This window comes from Erythrobacter sp. (genome assembly GCF_024305245.1).
GTDB lineage: Bacteria > Pseudomonadota > Alphaproteobacteria > Sphingomonadales > Sphingomonadaceae > Erythrobacter.
In genome coordinates this window covers 1-16,483 of sequence record NZ_JAMWYX010000007.1, presented here as the reverse complement: position 1 = coordinate 16,483, position 16,483 = coordinate 1, and the positions used below count along the sequence as shown (strand labels likewise).

The window sequence follows — 16,483 nt, the reverse complement described above, 5'->3', positions numbered from 1 at the left end:
CGCACGTTGCTTGCCGCCTTCCTCCTCGCGCTCGCGCTGGCGATGGATGCCTTTGCCGTGGCATTGACGCAGGGCGCGCGGTTCCGGCCCGGTTGGGGCGGCGCGCTGGCCATCGCGCTGACGTTCGGCGTGTTTCAGGGCGCAATGCCGCTGATCGGCTGGGGCATCGGGACAGTCGCGTTCGAATATGTCGAGGCGGTCGATCACTGGATCGCGTTCGCCCTGCTGACCTTCCTCGGGCTGCGGATGCTGGGGGGTCATGTCGGCGAGGACGAAGCGGCGCGCAAGCTGACCGGCAGAGCCTTGCTGGTGGCAGGGGTGGCGACCAGCATCGATGCGCTCGCCGCCGGGATCACCCTGCCGGCGCTCGATATCCCGCCGCTGACCTCGGCGGCGCTGATCGGCCTCGTAACCTTCGGTTTGAGCGTTGCGGGCGTGGCCTTGGGGCGCGGCGCGGGGGATCGCTGGGGCTCATGGGCGGAGCGCGTGGGCGGCGTCATCCTGATCGGGCTGGGCGTCAAGATCCTGGCCGAACACACCGGCTGGCTGTGACCGGCACACTGGCCTGTCCTACTGCAAGCGAAGCTGGCATGACGGTGCCAATGAACGACCTGTGCCGCCTGTCCCTGCCCGCGCCCGTGTCCATCGAAGCTGCGGCAGGTTTTGCTTCCTTGGACAGTGTCTCATGTGTCTCCTACAGGCCGGTCTGACGCTGCATGCTCCACGTCGTTCACCACGCCGACTACATGGCCCCGCGCCCGGAACGCGGCAGTTTCCGGTTCGACAAATACTACCTCGTGATGGAGGAACTGCGCGCCAGCGGAGCGCCGCTGACCGAGCACGCGCCGGAGCCGATGCCGCGCGAATGGCTCGAAGCGGTGCATTGCCCCGATTACGTCGATCAGGTGTTCCGCGCCGAGGTTCCGCGAGACAAGGAGCGCCGCATCGGTTTTCCGGTGACGCCCGCGATCACATCGCGCGTGCGCCACACAAATGGCGGCACGTGGCTGGCGGCGCGGCTGGCGATGCAGCACGGCTATGCCGCCAACTCCGCTGCGGGCAGCCACCACGCGCTGCACGATACCGGCGCGGGGTACTGCGTGTTCAACGATCTGGCGGTCGCGTCCAATCGGTTGATTGCCGAAGGCGATGCGCAGCGCATCCTGATTGTCGATTGCGATGTGCACCAGGGCGATGGCACCGCCAGCCTCACTGCCGGGCGCACCGATATCTTCACGCTGTCGCTGCACGCCGAGAAGAACTTCCCGGTGCGCAAGGCCCGCTCCAGCCGCGATGTGCCCTTGCCGGACGGGGTCGATGATGATGGCTACATGGCCGCGCTGACCCGCCACTTGCCAGAGGTGATGGTCGAGTTCGCGCCGGATTTCGTGCTGTATCAGGCAGGCGTCGATCCGCACGCTCAGGACAAGCTCGGCAGGCTGGCGCTGACCGATGCCGGACTGTCGTTGCGCGACCGATTTGTAGTGAGCGAATCCCGCCGACGCGGCCTGCCGATCGCCAGCGCGCTTGGCGGCGGATATGGCGACGATCAGCGTGCCGTCGCCGCGCGTCACGCCGCATCGATGCTGGCGATGGCGGACGAAAACGCACGCGCGGCGGGGCCGCAATGATGCTAAAGCGGCATCCGCGTAGTGCGGGGGACAACATGACCGATCTTTCAACCGATTACCTGATTATCGGCGCGGGCGCGGTAGGGTTGGCCTTTGCCGATACGCTGCTCGACGAAGACCCGACAAGCCATATCACCTTCGTTGACAAGCACGCCCGGCCCGGCGGGCACTGGAACGATGCCTACCCCTTCGTCGCGCTGCACCAGCCCTCAGCCTTCTACGGCGTCAATTCGATGGCGTTTCCCAGCGAACAGATCGACGATCATGGCCCCAACAAAGGCCTCTATGCGCTCGCCAGCGGAGCCGAAGTCACCGCCTATTTCGAGCGGGTGATGCACCACCGCCTGCTGCCCAGTGGCCGCGTGGCCTATCACCGGCTGAGCGAATTCAGGGGCCGGGACGAACACGGCACCGCGCGGATCGCAGGCGTTCTGTCGGGCGAGGAGCACTCCATCGCCGTGCGCCGCAAGCTGGTGGATGCGACCTTCTATCAGACCTCGGTGCCCTCCACCCACACACGCGCCTTCGCCGTGGCCGACGGCGTTCAGGTGATCGCGCCCGGCGCGCTGCCCGACCTTTGGAAAGACCCCGCCCGCGCGCCCGGCCACTTCGTCATCCTCGGCGGCGGCAAGACCGCGATGGATACCGGCGTGTGGCTGATCGAAGCAGGCGTCGCGCCCGACCGCATCCAGTGGGTTCGCCCGCGCGACAGCTGGCTGAACAATCGCAAATACATCCAGCCGGGCGAGGATTTCCTCGCCGCCACGGTCGAAAACCAGATCGCGCATCTGGAGGCGATTGCCGGGGCCGAGGATGGCCATGCAGTGTTCGAAGCGCTTGAAGCTGGCGGATACATGCTGCGGATCGACCCCGATGTGCGGCCGGCAATGTATCACTATGCGGTGATTTCCGAAGGCGAGATCGCGCTGCTGCGGCGGATCACGCAGGTCATCCGCACCGGACGCGTGACCGCCATCGAACAGGGACAACTGCATTTCGGAGCGGTTTCGCACCCCGTCCCCGAAGACACGCTGTTCATCGATTGCACCGCCCGCGCCGTGCCCTTCACCGCCGAGGCCAACAGCGGCCCGCAGTTTCGCGGCGACACCATCGTGCTGCAACCCGTCCACGTCCCGCTGGTGACTCTCAGCGCTGCGATCACCGCGTTCCTCGAAGCGCATTATCCGGACGATACGACCAAGAACCAGCTTGCGCGCACCGGACCGCTGACCGACACGCCCGAAACCTTCCCCTATGCCTTCATGATGAACCTGATGAACCGCGGCACCTGGTCGCAGACGCCGGAGATCGCGGCATGGCTGGCGGCAGCGCGGCTCGACCCGACCGGGCCTACGGTTGCGCGGATGATAGCGGCGGGCGATCCGCGGCTGGCGGCGCTCAGCGGGTTCCGCGCGGCGGTGAAAGAGGCGATGCCGGCGGTGATCCGGCTGGGCATGGCGGCCAAGGCGATTCACGAAAACGCGGCCCAACAGCCATGACATGCCGCAGAGGTGCGACGATACGCCATTTTCCGTTACCGGGAACGCAATCGGCGCGCTATAAGTTGTGACAGGATGAAGCGGCGCGACCTTCTCAAGAGCACTCTGATTGCCGGGGCTGCATTGGCTGCACCTGCCCCCCTGCTCGCCGCTACCGTTCCCGCAGCGCCGATGTCCGGCTCCCCGCGTGACCGGATGCTGTTTGCCCTCGCCAAGCGGGAACTTGACCGGGCGGGCGACGCGATCTGGAAGCGCGATATCGTCGGGGTGGCGGATTTCGGCCTGCATTCGGCGAAGCCCCGGTTTCACTTCGTGAACCTCGACCGGGGCGAAGTGCAGTCGCACCACGTCAGCCACGGCACGGGATCGGATCCGCAGCACGACGGCTGGCTCAAGCAGTTCTCCAACACCGAAGGCTCCAACGCGACCAGCCGCGGCGCCTATGTGACGTGGGAATGGTACAAGGGCCGGTATGGCACTTCCGTGCGCCTTGGCGGCTTGGACGAGAGCAACGACGCCGCGCTGCGCCGCTACATCGTGATGCACCGCGCCGACTACGCAGAGTCCTCGCATATCGAAACGTGGGGGCGTCTGGGGCGCTCCAACGGCTGTTTCGCGATGGGCGAGGTACAGTTCCGGATCGCGCTGATACACCTGTCGGGCGGGCGGTTGCTGTTCGCGGATTCGCTGGGGCTGGAGGAAGACGGCAGCATCCAGCCGGTGCCGGAACTGGCGATGATCGAGCGTAAGCCGCTCGACCTGTTGCAGCGTCCGGCGACCAGCGCATTCTGATGTCCGTTCCGGAGCGGCCCGATCAGGTCTGGGTCGCTCTCCTCTGGTCCGCGATATTTGGAGCCCTGATCGGCGGCGTCAGCCTCACGGCTTGGATCATTCTCGATGGCAGCGCCCAAGGCATCTATGAGATGCCCTGGCTGGCGCTTATATTCCCCTTGGCAATTGCCGGACTGAGCCTCTTTGTCGTGATCCCCTGCACGCTGATTTTTGGTATCCCGAGCGCTCTGCTGATCCGGCGCTTTGCGCTCTCACCATTGCGCGCTCTAACCTTGTGCCTCAGCTTTGCTATCGCCACCCAGGTCGCCTGCATTTGGATGGTCTTGTGGCATGATTATTCGAAGGCGGGCGATTACCTGTTCACGACCACATTCGCGCTAGGTGCAGCGGTGGTGCTATGGTGGCGACTGACCCGAGTGCCTAGCTATCCTGCAGATCGTCCTCGATGACGATAACCTCGTCGGTCGGCACAGTGCTGCGGTTGCGCACGCGCGGCTTGTCCAAGCTGGCGAGCACCGGGGCGTCGCGGCCGTAGATGTCCTTGAACGTCGCCATCTCGCCGTTGATGTTGGACGCCATGGTGAAGTAGGTGATGTAGGCGGGCAGCTGCTTCTCCAGCATCACCTTGGTGTACTTGCCCGAGGTCGAGATTTCGACCGCCTCATCCTTGCTCGCACCCTTGCCGAGGATCGCCATGGTGATCGCCAGTTCCAGCGCCCGCTCGGTGCGGATGCAGCCGTGGGACAGCGCGCGGCTATCATTGGCGAACAGGTGGCGCGACGGCGTGTCGTGGAAGAAGATCGCGTGCGGGTTGGGCATCTCCAGCTTCATCTGGCCGAGCGAATTGCCCGGCCCGGGCTGCTGCACCACGCTGATATAGCCGTTCGCGCCCTTGGTCGCGACATAGCCGTTCCGCTTGCCCCACGCGGGGTTGGCGAGCACCTTTGCACCCAGTCCCTCACCCTTCACGATGCTCTGCGGCACCGTCCAGGTCGGGTTGAACACCACGCCTTCGACCATCTCGGCCAATTGCGGCGTGGCGGTGCGACCCGGCTTGCCCACTACCGTGCGATAGGTGCTGATGATGCGATCCTTGACCGTCAGCCGCAGCTGAAACTCGGGCACGTTGGTGATGAGGTATTGCGAGCCGAGATCGCGCGCCAGCCAGCGCCAGCGGTCCATATTGGCGCGGATCAGCTTGCGCTTGTCCGCTTCGCTTGCGGGCGTTGTGGCGAGCTCATCGCGCAGGCGGGCGTAGTCCGGATGCGTGGGGGCAAGCTTGTCCAGCGTGGCGGCAATGTCGCCGTTCGCCACAGCTTCGGCCAGCAAGTCGCCGGTGCGGAAGGTTTCCCGGTCGGGATCGACCACGAACCACTGCTCGCGCGCATCCATCGGGGTGCGCCCGTCTCGCAAATCCTCGACCAGCCACACGAAGCTTTGCGACGCGAGCGCATCGAGTTCTTCCGACGGGCCGGAAGCAAGCGCGACCTTCAGCGGTTGCAGATCGTAATCGGCAGGGTCCAGCCCTTCGGTCCCGATCCCCTCGATCGCTGCGACCAGCTTCGTCGCGTTGGCGACCGTCCAAGGCTGTACCAGCGGCGCGGGCAGTTCAAGGCCGCCCTGCACCACCGGCTCGGACACCATGCGCGGAAAGGCCGCATCGAAGGAATCGCCCGTCTCGGTAGCGGGAGTGGGCGCGGGGCTTGGGCGGGAGGCCGGCATCTCCATCCGCGCAGGCCCGGTCCACTGCTCGCCGCGCGGACCGCTATCTTCGCTGCCGGGCTGCGTCTGGGCAAAAGCCGAGCCCGCCAGCAGCGCCGCTGCTGCGATCCCGCACGCCAATCTGCCCGCTGAATACTTCATCAAAATGCTTTCCAACCCTGTTGTGCCAGCCTGCGCCAGCCCATGCCATCCGTGCGCATCATACGCGCGGGGGGTGCCCCCTATCAACTGCCTTCGCTTGCTGCGGGGTGAATAAGCCGCGATGCTCCCCTTCGCGCCAAGATCCGCGTGACCTTGCAGGCCCCTGTGATTATGCGCCGTTGCGATATGCAGCCGCGCCCCAATCCTCTGCTGCCGTTTGCCGCCGCCTTTGCAGGCGTCGGCTTCCTGTCGCTGATGGATGCCTTCATGAAGGAGGCCGCGCTGCTGATCGGAGCCTATACCGCGACGGTGCTGCGCGCCGGGATCGGGGCGGCGATCATCGCGCCTTTCTGGCTGGCGCGCGGCCCGGCATGGCCATCGCGCGCGGTTATGAAACTGCATCTGACCCGCGGCGTGGTGTCGGCCTTAATGGCGCTGTCGTTCTTCTTCGCGCTCACCCGCCTGCCGCTTGCCGAAGCGATTGCGCTCAGCTTCGTCGCGCCGTTGCTGGCGCTGTATCTCGCGCGGGTGCTGCTGGGCGAAACCATTGCGAGGAACGCGGTGATCGCCAGCATCCTCGGCTTTGCGGGAACGCTGGTGATCGTCGGCGGGCGGATCGGGGCTGGCGGGTTCGACCGCGACGCCGGGCTGGGCTTGGCCGCGATGCTGTTTTCGGCGGTGCTCTATGCCTACAACTTCATCGTCATCCGCCGCCAGTCGCAGGTCGCAGGCCCGGTGGAGATCGCGACCTTTCACAGCGGGATCGGCGGAGCCGTGCTGCTGACCTTCGCGCCGTTCGCGTGGGTCACGCCCAGCGCGCCCGCCCTGCTGCCTCTGGTCGCCGCCGGCGCGCTGACGGTGGCGGGATCGATGGCGATTGCCTGGGCCTATGCCCGCGAGGAAGCGCAGGCGCTGGTGCCGATCGAATATTCCGGCTTCGTCTGGGCCAGCGCGTTTGGCTGGCTGTTCTTCCGTGAAGCCGTGACCCTGCCGACGCTGGCGGGCACCGCATTGATTATCGCCGGGTGCTGGCTCGTCACCCGGCGCGACGCTGCGACCCAAAACCTGCCCGCCTGATACCATTTCGCTAGGGCAGCCCCCTTGACCTCGCGCGCCTGAAAGCGCAGTGCGCGCCCGAAAACCGCGCCTTTTTACGGATCGGGGTGCGGACCAATTCAAAAGGATGAAAACGCCCCATGACCGACATCGGCAAGGACACCCTCGCAACCCGCCAGACCCTCTCTGTGAACGGGACCGACTACGCCTATTACTCGCTGGCGAAGGCTGCGGAACAGTTGGGCGATGTTTCGAAACTGCCGATTTCGATGAAGGTACTGCTGGAAAACCTGCTGCGCTTCGAGGATGGCGGCTTCACCGTCGGGCGCGAACATATCCAGGCGATCGTCGACTGGCAGAACAATCCCGCCACCGGCAACGAAATCCAGTACCGCCCCGCGCGCGTGCTGCTGCAGGATTTCACCGGCGTGCCCTGCGTGGTCGATCTGGCCGCGATGCGCGACGCGATCAAGCAGCTGGGCGGCGACACCCAGAAGATCAACCCGCTGGTGCCGGTCAACCTCGTGATCGACCACTCGGTGATGGTCGACGAATTCGGCCACCCCAAGGCGATGGAAGCCAACATGGCGCTCGAATACGAGCGTAATGCCGAACGCTACGACTTCCTCAAGTGGGGCTCCAAGAGCTTCAAGAACTTCTCCGCCGTTCCTCCGGGCACGGGCATCTGCCATCAGGTGAACCTTGAACACATCGCCCGCGGCGTGTGGTCGTCCGAAGGGCCGGACGGCATGATGGTCGCCTATCCCGATACCTGCGTCGGCACAGACAGCCACACCACCATGATCAATGGTCTGGGCGTGCTGGGCTGGGGCGTCGGCGGGATCGAGGCCGAAGCCGCGATGCTCGGCCAGCCGGTATCGATGCTGATCCCCGAAGTGGTCGGCTTCTATCTCGAAGGCGCGATGGCCGAAGGCGTGACCGCCACCGATCTGGTGCTGACCTGCGTTCAGATGCTGCGCGAAGTCGGCGTTGTCGGACGCTTCGTCGAGTTCTACGGCCCGGGCGTCGCCAACCTGACGCTGGCCGACCGCGCCACCATTGCCAACATGGCACCTGAATACGGCGCGACCTGCGGCTTCTTCGGGATCGATGACAAGACCATCGAATACATGCGCCTGACCGGCCGCAGCGAAGACACCATAGCGCTGGTCGAAGCCTATGCCCGCGCGCAGGGCATGTGGTTCGATCCCGCCAACGTGCCGGTGTTCACCAAGACGCTCGAACTCGATATGGCCGCGGTCGTCCCCAGCCTCGCCGGGCCGAAGCGCCCGCAAGACAAGGTGATCCTGCAAGAGGTGGACGAACTGTTCAACACCGACCTGTCGAAGGTCTACGGCAAGAGCGGCCCTGCGCGCGTAGCGGTCGAGGGCAAGGACCACGACATCGGTGACGGCGACGTGGTGATCGCCGCGATTACCAGCTGCACCAACACCTCCAACCCCGACGTGCTGATCGCCGCGGGTCTGGTCGCCAAAAAGGCCAATGAAAAGGGCCTGAAGCCCAAGCCGTGGGTCAAGACCTCGCTGGCACCGGGATCGCAGGTCGTGACCGATTACCTCGTAAAATCCGGGCTGCAGCATCACCTCGATGCGCTCGGGTTCGATCTGGTCGGCTATGGCTGCACCACCTGCATCGGCAATTCCGGCCCGCTCGCACCGCCGATCAGCGCCGCGATCAACGGCAATGATATCGTCGCCGCCTCCGTGCTGTCGGGCAACCGCAACTTCGAAGGCCGCGTGTCTCCCGATGTGCGCGCCAACTTCCTCGCCTCGCCGCCGCTGGTGGTGGCCTATGCGTTGAAGGGCACCGTCACCGAAGACATCACCACGACCCCGATCGGGCAGGACCAGAACGGCAATGACGTGATGCTCGCCGATCTGTGGCCGACCAACGCCGAAATCGCCGAAAACCGGGCGGCCAACATTGATCGTTCGATGTTCGTGAACCGCTACGCCAATGTCTATGACGGTGACGAGCACTGGCAGGCGATCACGGTCGAACCGTCCGACACCTACCAGTGGCGCGCCGGATCGACCTATGTCGCCAACCCGCCCTATTTCGAGGGCATGACCATGACGCCCGCGCCGATCATGGACATCGTGGATGCCAAGCCGCTGGCAGTGCTGGGCGATTCGGTCACCACCGATCACATCAGCCCGGCCGGTTCGATCAAGGAAGATTCGCCCGCAGGCGCCTACCTCGTCTCGAACCAGGTCTCCAGGAAGGACTTCAACTCCTACGGCTCGCGCCGCGGCAACCACGAAGTGATGATGCGCGGCACCTTCGCCAATATCCGCATCAAGAACGAAATGGTCCCCGGCATCGAAGGCGGATATTCGACCTACAACGGCGAGACGATGCCGATCTACGACGCGGCGATGAAGCACAAGGAAGACGGCACGCCGCTGGTGGTGATCGGCGGCAAGGAATACGGGACCGGCTCGTCGCGCGACTGGGCGGCCAAGGGTACGATCCTGCTGGGCGTGCGGATGGTGATCGTCGAGAGCTTCGAGCGCATCCACCGTTCCAACCTCGTCGGGATGGGCGTGCTGCCGCTGCAGTTCAAGGACGGCGACACCCGCGAAACGCTCGGCCTGACGGCTGATGATACCTTCTCGATCCGCGGGTTGGCCGACCTCAAGCCGGCTCAGGACATCACTGTCGAAGTCACCCGCGCCGACGGAACCAGCTTCAGCTTCACCGCGCTGTGTCGCATAGATACCGCAAACGAAATGGAATATTACCGCCACGGCGGAATTCTCCATTACGTTCTGCGCAAGCTTGCGGCATAAAGATGGGATGAACGCGTCCCGCAAACTTCTGCTTGCCGCATCGGCTTTGCTGGCGATTACCGCCTGCAGTGGCGATACGCACGCGAGCAAGAAGCGGGACGCGCCCTCCTCGCCGCTCGGGTTCGAACTGGCGTTTGCCGGAGCAGGTGCTGCGACGGCCGACGATTATGCCGCAGTGCCGGAGGCACGCGCAGATGCCTCGCCGATGATCGATCTGACCCCCGAACAGCTGGCGGCACGCCTCGCCGCGGGGAACATCCGGCTGATCGATGTGCGCACCGATGCGGAAGTCGCCGAAGGCGTGATTCCGGGCGCCGAACACATCCCGCTCGACCGGTTCGATCCCGCCAGGCTCGGCCCGCCGGACGGGCGCGACGTGGTGCTCTATTGCCGCTCGGGCAAGCGTTCGGCGATGGCCGGGGCAAAGCTGGCCGAGGCGACAGGCGCACCGGTCGAACACCTCGCGGGCGGTATCCTCGCTTGGGAAGAGGCCGGGCGCTCCCTCGAACAGCCCTGACATCGGCGTACCACTACCGAATCACGAAGGGCGGCTCTCCCAGGAGGCCGCCCTTTGCGTTTTCCGGTGTACGTTTCGGAAAGCCGACCCGTCAGGCGTCCTGTCCGGCATGCAGCTTGCGCCGGCCAAGGATCGCCGCAGCCGCCAGCCCGAACAGCACCATCATCGGCGGGGCCGGAACTTCGTGCCCGCCGCTGCTGCTCGATGACGAGGATGAGGACGAGGAACTCGACGAAGACGACGAGGAGGAACTACCCGACGACGAGGACGATCCGCTGCTTCCCGAGGAACCCGAGGAACCGCTGGAGCTGCCCGAGGACGAGGAGGAGGAAGACGAGCTGCTGCTGCTGGTGCTGGTAGTCATGTCGCCCGAAGTGCTGCCGCCGCTGCTCGACGAGGACGAAGAGCTGCTGCCCGATGAACCGCCCGAGCTCGTGGTGGTGCCGGGATGGCCGCTGGTTCCATCGCCGCCGCCCGATGAACTGGACGAGGACGATGAGCTCGACGACGACGAAGACGATGACGACGAAGAGCTTGAACTCGAAACCCCGCCGGTCGAGGAACTGACATTGCCCGAACTGCTGGAAACATTGCCCGACGAGCTGGAGACGTTGCCCGAGGAACTCGAAACGGCCCCGGTGGAACTGGACACTGCCCCGGTCGAACTCGAAACCGCGCCGGTCGAGGAACTGACGTTGCCCGAACTCGATACCGCGCCGGTCGACGACGAGACATCGCCCGAAGACGATACCGCCCCCGTGCTGCTCGACACGGTGCCCGTCGATGTCGAGGTCGAAACCTGGCCGGTCGAGGAACTGATCTGACCCGAAGACGAGGTCGTCGAAGTCGAATTGTCGATGTCGATATCGATCACGACGCCGCTGCTGCCGCCCGACGAGGTCGAGGAAGCGACATCGCCCGAGGATGATCCGCCGGAGGTCGATGTGGTGGTCGACACCGACACATCGCCCGAGGACGAACCGCCGCCGCCACCGCCGCCGAAGAAACCGCCGAAGAACCCGCCGCCGAAGCCGCCACCAAAGCCCAGTCCGCCGCCGATGTTCGGTCCGCCGCCAAAGCCGCCGCCACCCTGAATCGGCGGAAGCGGCGGGAGCGGCGCGGGCATATAGGCGACCTGCGCGATCGGCGGACATTCATTCGGGTCGAAATAGGTCTGCACCGCGCCGGTCGGCAGGCTCGGCGCGCCGCCCGCACCTTGCGGGCCGACCGGCTGGCACTCGATCGTGCGCTCGACAATCCGGCGGCGACGCTCTTCGGGCATCGGCACGATGCGCTCACGCGACTTGATATAGCGCGCGCCGGTTTCCGGATCGACCGCGATCAGCTTGCCATCGATATTGGAGGAAAATTCGGGAGCGTCGGTGTTCATCGGCTCAGCCACGCGCACCGCGCCGCCCTGCAACAATGCGACCCCCGCAGCTGCGGCGGAAAGCTTCGCGATGGCCAGTTTGAGCGACATAGTCGATAACCCTGTTTGCCTGTGGTGGCACGCAACGGCCAATCCGCTTGCGTCACCTGATCAGCTTTCATTTGATGGGATATCGCGCTCAACGGCAATCGTGTTAACCAGCCCGCAGGCCGCCAAATCGGCGAAAGCGGCTCAAATTCCGTGGTTTTGCGCGGCCATGTCCCGATCTGGCACCGAATCCGGAGGTCTCGTTAGTCGCTGCGTTAACTATCTTCCTCGAACAGGCCGGCCTGCCGGGACAGAGAATCACCCGCAGCGTTGCTGGGCGGCGTCAGCTCCATGTGCTCCCAGCCTGCATCATTCAGCATCCGCCCGCGCGCGGTGCGGGCGATCAGGCCAAGCTGGATGAGATAGGGTTCGACCACCTCCTCCACCGTATCGCGCGGCTCGGCGAGGCCCGCCGCGAGCGTCTCGATCCCCACCGGTCCGCCTTTATAGGTGGTCGCGATCATGGCGAGATAGCGGCGGTCCATCGCATCCAGCCCCAGCCGGTCGATCTCCAGACGGGTCAGCGCTTCGTCTGCCACATAGCGCGTTACGCTGGCCGCGCCCGCGACATCGGCGAAGTCGCGCACCCGCCGCAGCAGGCGTCCGGCGACGCGCGGGGTGCCGCGCGAACGGCGGGCGATTTCATGCGCGCCATCGGGCTGGATCGCGAGGCCGAGCAGACCGGCGGCGCGGGTGACGACGCGCTCCAACTCCTCATGGCTGTAGAAATTGAGCCTGACGGGAATGCCGAACCGGTCGCGCAGCGGCGTGGTCAGCAGGCCTTGCCGGGTCGTGGCTCCGATCAGCGTGAAGGGCGGCAGGTCGATGCGGACGCTGCGGGCGCTCGGCCCCTCGCCGATGATGAGATCGAGCGCGCGGTCCTCCATCGCGGGGTAGAGCACTTCCTCGACCACGGGGGAGAGGCGGTGGATCTCGTCGATGAACAGCACGTCATGCGGCTCGAGATTGGTGAGCAGCGCGGCCAGATCCCCCGCCTTGGCGATCACCGGGCCGCTGGTGGCGCGGAAGCCGACGCCGAGTTCCCCCGCGATGATCTGCGCCAGCGTGGTCTTGCCGAGGCCGGGCGGGCCGAAGAACAGCGTATGATCCATCGCCTCCCCGCGCGCGCGCGCGGCGGCGATGAAGACCGCAAGGTTTCCCTTCGCCCCCTCCTGTCCGACGAATTCGGCCAAGCGCCGCGGGCGCAGGGCTGCGTCCGGGTCGCCCGGCTGGCGGGCGGGGGTGTGGAGGGGGGTGTCAGGCGTGGTCACCGCATTCCACCATTGCCAACCGCTCCGAAGAACTCGCTGTCCCGGTATAACTGCCAGGTTTCATAGCCCGAAGACCAAGTCAGTATTTCGAGGACGAGAGCGTTGGTGAACTGCAGGGTACAATCTCCGGTTCGCGTATCCATTTCGACAGCCGCGACGCTGGCTCCCGTCAGCGCCCCAGTGGCCTTCGTCTCAGCATCAACGGGTGAAGGCAGGCCAAACTGCTGTCCATCATCCTCGCTGGTAACGATGATGCTCTTCGCGCCGATCAAGCGCCAGCTGTTGGTGGTAATGACAAAGCTTTTGCCGATCGCAATAGACCATTGCCCTTCGCCTCGCCGCATCACAACCTGCTGCCCCACCAAAAGGCGTGGCAGTTCTGTAGCGTAGGCCTCGGTTTGTGATTGCTTGCCAAATAGTTTCATCCGTTCCGGCTCCACTGGATGAACCCCGAAACAAGTTCAGCATGACGAATGATGGGGTTCACCGGCTCCATCAAAACGGGTTCACCGTAAAGCCGCTGCTCTGCAACAGCGCGTGGGCCGTCATCGCGGACAGCGACATCTCCACACCGGGGATCAAATCTTCGGGCTTGATCCCGTAAACCGCTGCGCTTTGGCCGCACAGGATGAAGCGCACGTCCTCGGCCAGCAGCGCCTCGACCAGCTTGCCCGATGGGTTGTCACCCTGGCGCGAGAGCGGATTGGCGGCGTGGGCGGCGTCGGTCAGCAGTTCGAGCGCGGCTTTGCCGTGCACCACCACCACAAGGCGGATGTTGTCTTGCGGCACGCCGTTTGCGACATGCATGTTGAGGAACCGCGCCGCGCTGTCGAACCCGCGATTGGGCGAACCTTCGGCGGCGGGCGTTGACACATCGAAGGCGATGGCGAATTCGGTGTCGGCGGGCAATTGCTCCACCCCCGGCACGGGCGCGTGGGCGCCGAATTCGGTCAGCACCGGGCCGGGCTGGAACGCGCTCATGTCCTGCGCGGCGAGCGGGGCGGCGGCGAGTGCCAGAGCGGTGGTGATTACGAAACGCATGCGATTTCCTCCTGCTTCGACCCTAACCTGCCGCCTTCTTGAGCGCCACGCGGATCAGATCGCCCTCGCTCGCGCCCTCGCCCAGTTCGGCTTGTGCGCGGGCGACAGCCTGCGCGGCCACGGCGGGCTTGAACCCGAGGTTTTCGAGCGCGCTCACCGCGTCGGCGCTGGCGCCTGCGACCGGAGCGGTAATGCCGGACGCGAAGCTGCCGCCGCCGCCGGGCATCGCCCCTGCCCTGTCCTTCAACTCGTTGACGATCCGCGCCGCCAGTTTCGGCCCCACCCCGTTCGCCCGCGCCACTTGCGCCGCATCGCCGCGTCCGCAGGCTTCGCGCAATTCGCCGGTCGCCAGCGCCGACAGGATCGCCAGTGCGACCTTGCTCCCCACCCCCTGCACGCCGGTCAGCAGCCGGAACCAGTCCCGCTCCGCGCTTTCCGCAAAGCCGAGCAGGCGCATGTCGTTCTCGCTCACCTGCAACTGCGTGTGGACGGTGCAGCCCTCACCCACCTCGCCCAGCGCGGCGAGCGTGCGGCTGGAGCAGTGGACCAGGTAGCCCACCCCGCCGACATCGACGATGGCCCAATCCTCGCCCGTGGCATCGAGCCTGCCTGAGAGTTTCGCGATCATCGCTGATAAGTGCCCCAAGCCCGGCCCAAATGCCAGAGCGCCCCTGCACCTGTCCGCAACTCGCGTAGGTGCCTGTAGGAGACACATGAGACACTGTCCAAGGAACGAAAACCCGCCCCCGCACGACACCTCGGAAAGCCGGGCGCGAAACGGGGGAATGGCGGTTCATGGCTACGGGCATACCGGCGGCGCCCGCAGTAGGAAATCAGCGCAATCTCGACAGGCGGCGCTTTTGCGGTAAGGGATGCGGCATGAGCTGGAACACCTTCGGGCGCGTGCTGCGCTTTACCACTTGGGGCGAAAGCCACGGGCCTGCCCTGGGCGCGATTGTCGACGGGTGCCCGCCGGGGCTGGCGATCAGCGAGGAGTTCATCCAGCCCTTCATGGATGCGAGGAAGCCCGGCACCAGCCGCTTCACCACCCAGCGGCGCGAGGATGATCTGGTGCGGATCCTGTCCGGCACGTTCGAGGGCAAGACCACCGGCACCCCGATCAGCCTGATGATCGAGAACACCGATCAGCGGTCGAAGGACTATTCCGACATCGCGCAGTCATACCGCCCAGGCCATGCCGACTATGCCTATGATGCCAAATACGGCATCCGCGACTATCGCGGCGGCGGACGCTCGTCGGCGCGCGAGACGGCAGCGCGGGTGGCCGCGGGCGCGGTGGCGCGGCTGGTGATCCCCGAAGTCAGCATCACCGCCTACGTGTGCGAACTCGGCGGCGACCGGATCGACCCCGCGCGGATCGACCATAGCGAAATCGCCCGCAACCCGTTCTTCTGCCCCGACCCGGAAGCCGCGAAACGCTGGGAAGACAAGGTCGATGCCGCGCGGAAGGCCGGATCGTCGCTCGGCGCGGTGGTCGAATGTGTTGCTACCGGAGTGCCCGCAGGCTGGGGCGCGCCGATTTACGCCAAGCTCGACAGCGATCTGGCGGCCGCGATGATGACGATCAACGCGGTCAAGGGCGTGGAGATCGGCGACGGCTTCGAAGCCGCGCGCTTGACCGGCGAACAGAACGCCGACCGGATGCGGCCCGGCCCTGATGGCAAGCCCGTCTACGCCAGCAACCACGCAGGCGGCACGGCGGGCGGTATTTCGACCGGGCAGCCAGTGGTGTGCCGGGTGGCGTTCAAGCCGACCTCGTCGATCCTCACCCCGGTGGAGTCCATCAACAGCGCGGGCGAAGCGGTGGAGGTGGTCACCAAGGGCCGCCACGACCCCTGCGTCGGCATCCGCGGCACGCCGGTGGTCGAAGCAATGATGGCGCTGGTGCTGGCCGACCACAAACTGCTGCATCGGGGGCAAGTGGGGTAGGCGATAGCGCGACAGGGACGCGCTCAAATAACGCAAGCGATAGCGCGGCGAGAACGCGGGCAGGTGGGTTAGTCACGGCCTTTCGACGCAGTCGGCGCGGAAGTGGCAAGGCTGGTTTAGCAATGATGCGGAAAAAAGCTGCCGTTCGGCTAGCGACCCCAAAGTTGCCGTCCGATCCTAAGGCATCCCAGACCTTCGGCTATGCAGACCTAGGCAAGCCAAAGGGCGCGATAAGCCTGCTGTATTCGGCTTCGGCCAGGCCGTAGCTATCGCCCGCCAGATCAAGCAGCTTCTCACGGTCAACTATGGTCACGGTCCCGCGTGCCGATCTGATCAGGCCTGCACCTTCGAGGACGTGCAGCGCCAACGTTACGCCGCTCCGCCGCGCTCCGATCATTGACGCCATAAATTCGTGGGTGAGCTTGAGATCGTCAGTTTCGGTGCGATCCCGGCACAGTAGAAGCCAGCTGACGTGCTCCCCTGAAATGTGACCGCTTTTTGGTAGAGTCTGACGCAAGGTGCACTGCTACCCAACGTCGGACCACTCGGGTCTGGAGTTTTCCGCCTTGCTCA

The 16,483-nt window shown here is 65.4% G+C and carries 17 protein-coding genes; 11 read left to right on the top strand and 6 right to left on the bottom strand.

Annotated features, from left to right (window positions below):
* Nucleotides 1-6: 6 nt before the first annotated feature.
* The 5 genes from Q0L48_RS10825 to Q0L48_RS10805 all read left to right on the top strand — a co-directional run bounded on the left by Q0L48_RS10825 (nt 7) and on the right by Q0L48_RS10805 (nt 4,371).
* Entirely contained in the window at nt 7-552 is a 546-nt protein-coding gene (locus tag Q0L48_RS10825; protein WP_296720811.1) for a manganese efflux pump MntP family protein, read from the top strand.
* 164 nt (nt 553-716) lie between these two features.
* Nucleotides 717-1,631, top strand: a complete 915-nt coding sequence (locus Q0L48_RS10820; RefSeq protein WP_296720809.1) for a histone deacetylase — start codon at nt 717-719, stop codon at nt 1,629-1,631.
* A gap of 35 nt (nt 1,632-1,666) precedes the next feature.
* Complete coding sequence (locus Q0L48_RS10815) at nt 1,667-3,130, top strand: NAD(P)-binding protein (protein ID WP_296720808.1); 1,464 nt, start codon at nt 1,667-1,669, stop codon at nt 3,128-3,130.
* Nucleotides 3,131-3,205: 75 nt separating this feature from the next.
* Complete coding sequence (locus Q0L48_RS10810) at nt 3,206-3,922, top strand: murein L,D-transpeptidase catalytic domain-containing protein (RefSeq protein ID WP_296720806.1); 717 nt, start codon at nt 3,206-3,208, stop codon at nt 3,920-3,922.
* A complete protein-coding gene (locus tag Q0L48_RS10805) occupies nt 3,922-4,371 on the top strand; it encodes a hypothetical protein (protein WP_296720803.1) in 450 nt (149 codons plus the stop codon). Before Q0L48_RS10810 ends, Q0L48_RS10805 begins: the two co-directional genes overlap by 1 nt.
* Here the strand turns inward: Q0L48_RS10805 and Q0L48_RS10800 are convergent.
* Complete coding sequence (locus Q0L48_RS10800; RefSeq protein WP_296720801.1) at nt 4,343-5,785, bottom strand: L,D-transpeptidase family protein; 1,443 nt, start codon at nt 5,783-5,785, stop codon at nt 4,343-4,345. The two genes, Q0L48_RS10805 and Q0L48_RS10800, sit on opposite strands and share 29 nt — an antisense overlap.
* Before the next feature lie 186 nt (nt 5,786-5,971).
* Between Q0L48_RS10800 and Q0L48_RS10795 the strand changes: the two genes are divergently transcribed.
* The 5 genes from Q0L48_RS10795 (at nt 5,972) to Q0L48_RS10775 (ending at nt 11,265) form a co-directional block, all read left to right on the top strand.
* Nucleotides 5,972-6,862 carry a DMT family transporter gene (locus tag Q0L48_RS10795; RefSeq protein ID WP_296720799.1) on the top strand — a complete coding sequence of 297 codons (891 nt, stop codon included), beginning with the start codon at nt 5,972-5,974 and terminating at the stop codon, nt 6,860-6,862.
* 119 nt (nt 6,863-6,981) lie between these two features.
* Nucleotides 6,982-9,654 carry an aconitate hydratase AcnA gene (gene acnA / locus Q0L48_RS10790; protein WP_296720797.1) on the top strand — a complete coding sequence of 891 codons (2,673 nt, stop codon included), beginning with the start codon at nt 6,982-6,984 and terminating at the stop codon, nt 9,652-9,654.
* 7 nt (nt 9,655-9,661) lie between these two features.
* Entirely contained in the window at nt 9,662-10,171 is a 510-nt protein-coding gene (locus Q0L48_RS10785) for a rhodanese-like domain-containing protein (protein ID WP_296720794.1), read from the top strand.
* Nucleotides 10,172-10,287: 116 nt separating this feature from the next.
* On the top strand, nt 10,288-10,995 hold the full coding sequence (locus Q0L48_RS10780) for a hypothetical protein (protein ID WP_296720793.1): 708 nt from the start codon (nt 10,288-10,290) through the stop codon (nt 10,993-10,995).
* A 33-nt stretch (nt 10,996-11,028) separates the two neighbouring features.
* Nucleotides 11,029-11,265 (top strand): hypothetical protein, encoded by a 237-nt coding sequence (locus tag Q0L48_RS10775; RefSeq protein WP_296720790.1) that lies wholly within the window; start codon nt 11,029-11,031, stop codon nt 11,263-11,265.
* A gap of 598 nt (nt 11,266-11,863) precedes the next feature.
* On the opposite strand, the gene ruvB is transcribed toward Q0L48_RS10775, so the two are convergent.
* The 4 genes from ruvB to ruvA all read right to left on the bottom strand — a co-directional run bounded on the left by ruvB (nt 11,864) and on the right by ruvA (nt 14,588).
* Nucleotides 11,864-12,919 carry a Holliday junction branch migration DNA helicase RuvB gene (ruvB, locus tag Q0L48_RS10770; protein ID WP_296720787.1) on the bottom strand — a complete coding sequence of 352 codons (1,056 nt, stop codon included), beginning with the start codon at nt 12,917-12,919 and terminating at the stop codon, nt 11,864-11,866.
* A complete protein-coding gene (locus Q0L48_RS10765; RefSeq protein ID WP_296720784.1) occupies nt 12,916-13,344 on the bottom strand; it encodes a hypothetical protein in 429 nt (142 codons plus the stop codon). Before Q0L48_RS10765 ends, ruvB begins: the two co-directional genes overlap by 4 nt.
* 70 nt (nt 13,345-13,414) lie before the next feature.
* Nucleotides 13,415-13,960, bottom strand: a complete 546-nt coding sequence (locus Q0L48_RS10760) for a DsrE family protein (RefSeq protein WP_296720781.1) — start codon at nt 13,958-13,960, stop codon at nt 13,415-13,417.
* A 22-nt stretch (nt 13,961-13,982) separates the two neighbouring features.
* Nucleotides 13,983-14,588, bottom strand: coding sequence for a Holliday junction branch migration protein RuvA (ruvA, locus tag Q0L48_RS10755; protein WP_296720778.1), 606 nt, complete (start codon nt 14,586-14,588; stop codon nt 13,983-13,985).
* A gap of 251 nt (nt 14,589-14,839) precedes the next feature.
* Between ruvA and aroC the strand changes: the two genes are divergently transcribed.
* Complete coding sequence (aroC, locus tag Q0L48_RS10750; RefSeq protein WP_296720775.1) at nt 14,840-15,910, top strand: chorismate synthase; 1,071 nt, start codon at nt 14,840-14,842, stop codon at nt 15,908-15,910.
* A 199-nt stretch (nt 15,911-16,109) separates the two neighbouring features.
* Here aroC and Q0L48_RS10745 read toward each other — a convergent pair whose 3' ends face one another.
* Nucleotides 16,110-16,427, bottom strand: a complete 318-nt coding sequence (locus tag Q0L48_RS10745) for a Crp/Fnr family transcriptional regulator (RefSeq protein WP_296720773.1) — start codon at nt 16,425-16,427, stop codon at nt 16,110-16,112.
* Nucleotides 16,428-16,483 lie beyond the last annotated feature (56 nt).

Bases quoted from the DNA above. Each gene is read 5' to 3' on its own strand.
- Q0L48_RS10820 (WP_296720809.1), top strand. From the start codon at position 717: ATGCTCCACGTCGTTCACCACGCCGACTACATGGCCCCGCGCCCGGAA.
- Q0L48_RS10815 (WP_296720808.1), top strand. From the start codon at position 1,667: ATGACCGATCTTTCAACCGATTACCTGATTATCGGCGCGGGCGCGGTA.
- Q0L48_RS10810 (WP_296720806.1), top strand. From the start codon at position 3,206: ATGAAGCGGCGCGACCTTCTCAAGAGCACTCTGATTGCCGGGGCTGCA.
- Q0L48_RS10805 (WP_296720803.1), top strand. From the start codon at position 3,922: ATGTCCGTTCCGGAGCGGCCCGATCAGGTCTGGGTCGCTCTCCTCTGG.
- Q0L48_RS10800 (WP_296720801.1), bottom strand. From the start codon at position 5,785: ATGAAGTATTCAGCGGGCAGATTGGCGTGCGGGATCGCAGCAGCGGCG.
- Q0L48_RS10795 (WP_296720799.1), top strand. From the start codon at position 5,972: ATGCAGCCGCGCCCCAATCCTCTGCTGCCGTTTGCCGCCGCCTTTGCA.
- acnA (WP_296720797.1), top strand. From the start codon at position 6,982: ATGACCGACATCGGCAAGGACACCCTCGCAACCCGCCAGACCCTCTCT.
- Q0L48_RS10785 (WP_296720794.1), top strand. From the start codon at position 9,662: ATGAACGCGTCCCGCAAACTTCTGCTTGCCGCATCGGCTTTGCTGGCG.
- Q0L48_RS10775 (WP_296720790.1), top strand. From the start codon at position 11,029: ATGTCGATATCGATCACGACGCCGCTGCTGCCGCCCGACGAGGTCGAG.
- Q0L48_RS10765 (WP_296720784.1), bottom strand. From the start codon at position 13,344: ATGAAACTATTTGGCAAGCAATCACAAACCGAGGCCTACGCTACAGAA.
- Q0L48_RS10760 (WP_296720781.1), bottom strand. From the start codon at position 13,960: ATGCGTTTCGTAATCACCACCGCTCTGGCACTCGCCGCCGCCCCGCTC.
- ruvA (WP_296720778.1), bottom strand. From the start codon at position 14,588: ATGATCGCGAAACTCTCAGGCAGGCTCGATGCCACGGGCGAGGATTGG.
- aroC (WP_296720775.1), top strand. From the start codon at position 14,840: ATGAGCTGGAACACCTTCGGGCGCGTGCTGCGCTTTACCACTTGGGGC.